Source organism: Parvibaculum sp., from assembly GCF_030694575.1.
GTDB lineage: Bacteria > Pseudomonadota > Alphaproteobacteria > Parvibaculales > Parvibaculaceae > Parvibaculum.
The window spans coordinates 1-4,625 of sequence record NZ_JAUYUS010000089.1; the positions used below are offsets into that span (position 1 = coordinate 1).

Consider the following 4,625-nt stretch of genomic DNA (forward strand, 5'->3'; position numbering starts at 1 on the left):
CGGTACCGTTATTGAAGTCGACGGGGCTGTTGCCGCCGCTCTTGTTGTAGAAGGCGGCGTCCGCCTCGACGCGACCGCGCACCTTGAAAGACCAACTTCCATCCGCCGCTTCGAAGGCGGGACCGCCCTTGAAGACGACGGAGGATTCGGGCGCCGGTTTCGCGGCGGCGATTGCCTGATCTTCCTTGACCGTTTGCAGCTCGCGCTGAAGGTCGAGAACGGTCGCCTCGAGTTTCTGGACGCGGCTCTCGACGGGCTCGCCCGCGAAGACTGGCCCTGCGAGCACGACGCCGGCAAGCGCCGTGCTCGCGAAAAGGGCGGACTTGAAAGTCGTGGATATATTCAATTGGTATTTACGCATGTGGGTTGCCCCCAAAAATTTCAGGTGATGAAAAAAGGAACCGGTTGCTTACTGGCCCGGCTGATAAATCCGGTCGAACGCGCCGCCGTCGCCGAAATGCTCGGGCTGCGCCTTTACCCAGCCACCGAAGACATCGTCGATCGTGACGAGCTTCACCGCCGGGAAACGCTTGAGGTCTTCCTTGTCGGCGAATTCCGGCTTCACGGGGCGATAGAAATGTTTCGCCGCGAGGTTCTGGCCGGTCGAGGAATAGAGATATTCGAGATAGGCGCGGGCGAGCCTGGTCGTGCCGCGCTTCTCCGTGTTGCCGGTTACGACGGCGACGGGCGGCTCGGCGCGGATCGAAAGGGTCGGCACGACGATCTCGAACTTGCCGGGAAATTCCTTCTGGGCGAGGAAGGCTTCGTTCTCCCACGAGATGAAGACGTCGCCGATGCCGCGTTGGACGAAGGTGGTGGTGGAGCCGCGGGCGCCCGTGTCGAGTACCGGCACGTTCTTGAAAAGCTTGCCGACGAACTCGCGCGCCCTGGCGTCGTCATTGCCGGAATGTTCGAGCGCATAGGCATAGGCAGCGAGGTAGTTCCAGCGCGCGCCGCCCGACGTCTTCGGGTTCGGCGTGATGACTTCGACGCCCGGCTTCACCAGATCGTCCCAGTCCTTGACACCCTTCGGGTTGCCGTCGCGGACGAGGAAGACGATGGTCGAGGTATAGGGCGATGAGTTGTAAGGCAGCGCCTTCTGCCAGTCCTTCGGCAGCTTGCCCGTCGCGCCGGCGATCTCGTCTATGTCGCCGGCCAGTGCCAGCGTGACGACATCGGCCTCGAGGCCGTCGATCACCGCGCGGGCCTGCTTGCCCGAGCCGCCATGCGACTGCTCGATGGAAACGGTCTCGCCGGTTTTCTTCTTCCAATGCTGCACAAAGGCCGCGTTGAAATCGCGATAAAGCTCGCGCGTGGGGTCGTAGGACACATTGAGAAGCGTGGTTTCGGCCCGGACCTCGAAGGTCATGGCCAGCAGGAGAACAATGCCTGCCAAAAGAAGCGCGGAGCGTTTGGTCAGATCCGCCAGAGTCATCTCAGCCTCCATTATATATTGTCGATCAAATTAGTAGTGTTTCAGCTCAAATTTTTTTCAGCCTACGCGCCGATCGCCGCCCTCGCTTCGTGGGCACCGGCACCCAGCGCATCGGCGATGGTGGTCCCGTCCAGGATCGCCGCCGCCGCATCGCGCACCTCCCGCATCGTCCGGCGGACGGCGCAGGATTTTTCGTCCCGGCAGTCGGCACAACGCCGGTAGCCGGTAAGACTCGCACAGGGGATTGGCGCCAAAGGCCCGTCCATTATGCGAATAATCTGCCCGAATGTGATCGCATCTGCCGGTTTGGCCAAGGCATAGCCGCCGAACTTGCCGCGCTGGCTGCGGACGAGACCGTGCTTCCGGAGATCGAGCAGGATCAGCTCGAGAAATTTCCGGGGCACATTCTGCCGCTCCGCTATGTCCGCCGCCTGAAGCAAGTCACCCTCCTCCTGGGTTGCCAGTGCGATCATGGCTTTCAGCGCGTATTTGGCTTTTTGCGATAACATTTGTCTATCTGGTAGCTAGGGTATGATCGGGTGGGGTTACCCGTCAACAGATATTTTCACACGCATTTTAAAAACTTGGAGATAATAACATAAAAATAAAGTGTTATTAGCCCGGCGCGGATGGCGCCGGAAAGATTAAGCCGGATTCGCGCCGGGGAGGAAAGGGTTACGCGGCGCCGGTTGGCCGAGCCGGGTCTGAACGGTCTATTGCGGCAGCGCGTAGCGGTAGAGGTGCCAGGTCGCATGGCCGAAGACCGGCAAGACGACGAGCAGGCCGAGAAAGAGCGGCAGCGAGGCGGCAATCACCGAGACCGTCACGAAGACGCCCCATCCGAGCATCACCACCGGGCTTTGAAGCACGGCCTTCACCGATGTGATCATGGCGGTCACGATATCGACCTCGCGCTCCAGCATCATCGGAATTGAAAAGACGGTGATCGAGAACAGCACCAGCGCCAGCACCCCGCCGACGATATGACCGGCGGCAAGGAAGATCAGCCCTTGCTGCGTTGCAAACACGACCGTCAGGAATTGTTCGAAGGAGGCGAAGGAAACGAGGCCCAGGAAAAGCGCGATCAGCAACCGCACCTGATACATCCATATCCAGAACACGAAGAGCATCACAAAGGCCATCCACGACACCTCGCGGCGGCGCTGCGCCCAGACGAGCGAAAAGACATCGCCCCAGGCCGGACGCTCGCCGGCGGCAAGACGGCGGCTCACTTCATAAAGCCCGACAGCCGCGAACGGACCGACCAGCGGAAAGCCGATGGCAAAGGGATAGATCAGCCAGGGCAGCCCCCAGATCGTCAGCGACAGCACGATGACCGCACCGATGGCCGCGAAGAGCCCGCCAATGACAAGACCGAAAAGCGGCGCGCGGAGAAAGTCGCGGATGCCCAGCCTGAGCGCGTTCATGAGGTCGCGCAGGCCGACCGTTCGAATGACCTGCCCCGCAACACCCGGCGCGCGACGGCCGGAAGACATATCCGTCATCTCTCTCCTCCCCTGTGCGTCGAAACCCACAGGAGAAGTATGAACAGAAGCCGGCCCCCGCGCCTAGCGAATTTCAGGCGGCGGCGATCGTCTCCGCATGCGCAACGCCGCTGGCGAGATAGGCATTCCATGCAGCCACGAGCGCGGATGCCTCGCCCGTGCCGAAGACATAGCGGTCGGGACGGACGAGGACGGCGGGCCGGTCGCCGATGAGCGCCGCGAGACGGCCTGACGCGTCGGGCAGCGCACCGAGCCGGGCAACGAAGCCGCCGGAGCCCGCGAAGGCGCGGGACGCTTCGCTTTCCTCGCGGACGATCAGGAGGGCCGCATAACCCGCCGCATCGTCGAGGCGGCTCTTTTCATGAGCTGTGCCGAAGCCGGGGTCGGGCGCAATGGCACCGCCGCTTTCGAGGATGCCGGACTTGATGCCGTCGACCGAGAGCAAGGGGCTGATGCGCTTGTCTTCGGGCGCGGCCAGCATCTGCGCGTCGCGCTGGCGCGCGGCTTCGACGTCCTGCGTGCAGACGACCCGGCCCATCGAAACGGCCATTTCGGTGATCATGCGCACATGCGGTTCGCGCTCCACTTGATAGCTGTCGAGGAGTGCCTCGCCGGCGCGCCCGCGCAGCACGGCTTCGATCTTGAAGGCAAGGTTCGCCGCATCGCGCGTGCCCGAGCAGAGGCCCTGCCCCAGGAAGGGCGGCATCTGATGCGCGGCATCGCCCGCAAGAATGATGGGGCCCATGCGCCAGGTCTTCGCGATGAGCGCGTGAAAGCGGTAGACGGCGCGGCGCTCGACCTCGAGCGCGGAGGCGTCGGCATAAGGCGCGATCATGGCGGCGATCGCTTCGTCCGAGACGACGTCTTCCGGCTTCTCGCCGGGCAGCAGCATGATCTCGAAACGGTGCCGTCCCGGCGCCATCGGCATCGAGGTGACCGGGCGCGCGGGATCGCAATGCTGGAACCCGACGGTCGAAAGACGCGTCACGCCGTTTTTCAATACCGTATCGATGACGAGCCAGGGCTCGTCGAAACCCATATCGTCGAACTCGATGCCTGCCTTGCGGCGCACCGTGCTGTTGCCGCCGTCGCAGCCGACAATGAAACGCGCCGCGACCTCATAGGCGCCTTCGGGCCCTTCGATCTCGGCAACGACGCCCTCGCCTGCCGTTTCATAGGTCTTGAGCGCGTGACAGAGGCGCGTGGAGACGGTGGGCATTTCCGCCAGACGCGCCCGCAAGGCATGTTCGAGCGTCGGCTGATGGAACATGGAGGAATAAGGCCAGCCCGTCGGCGCGAGGTCGCCTGTCGGCTTGAAGCCCATGAGGAGTTCGCCCGCCGCATTGCGGAACTCGTAGGAGGAAAGCGGCTGGCTCGCCCGGGCAACGGCTTCCGCCCCGCCCGCGAGGTGGAGAAGACGCATCGTCTCGTGATCGAGATGCGCGGCGCGCGGCAAGGGATAGACGTCCTTGTCGCGTTCGATGGCGATGGCGCTCACGCCCATGCGTCCGAGATAGACGCCGAGCGCCGCTCCCACGGGCCCTAGCCCGACGATCAGGACTTCCGTTTCCTCGCGCTTCATTTCCCTCTTCCCCTTTGAGTCTCTTCCCACCCTCCCCTCGGGGAGGGTCAAAATTTGTGGAGCGGCAGCGAAACAAATTTCGGGGCGGGGGCAAGACGAGAGC

5 protein-coding genes are annotated in these 4,625 nt (G+C 63.2%); all 5 read right to left on the minus strand.

Annotation, left to right across the window (positions count from 1 at the left end):
- Positions 1 to 361, minus strand: a 361-nt coding sequence (locus Q8S60_RS12360; RefSeq protein ID WP_371134391.1) for a hypothetical protein, incomplete at its 3' end; no start/stop codon positions are given.
- A 48-nt stretch (positions 362 to 409) separates the two neighbouring features.
- Positions 410 to 1,435 carry a sulfate ABC transporter substrate-binding protein gene (locus Q8S60_RS12365; RefSeq protein WP_305275052.1) on the minus strand — a complete coding sequence of 342 codons (1,026 nt, stop codon included), beginning with the start codon at positions 1,433 to 1,435 and terminating at the stop codon, positions 410 to 412.
- A gap of 62 nt (positions 1,436 to 1,497) precedes the next feature.
- A complete protein-coding gene (locus Q8S60_RS12370) occupies positions 1,498 to 1,944 on the minus strand; it encodes an Rrf2 family transcriptional regulator (RefSeq protein WP_305275053.1) in 447 nt (148 codons plus the stop codon).
- Positions 1,945 to 2,148: 204 nt separating this feature from the next.
- On the minus strand, positions 2,149 to 2,940 hold the full coding sequence (locus tag Q8S60_RS12375; RefSeq protein ID WP_305275054.1) for a DUF2189 domain-containing protein: 792 nt from the start codon (positions 2,938 to 2,940) through the stop codon (positions 2,149 to 2,151).
- Between the two features lie 73 nt (positions 2,941 to 3,013).
- Positions 3,014 to 4,522, minus strand: coding sequence for a bifunctional 3-(3-hydroxy-phenyl)propionate/3-hydroxycinnamic acid hydroxylase (locus Q8S60_RS12380; RefSeq protein ID WP_305668595.1), 1,509 nt, complete (start codon positions 4,520 to 4,522; stop codon positions 3,014 to 3,016).
- Between the last annotated feature and the right edge of the window lie 103 nt (positions 4,523 to 4,625).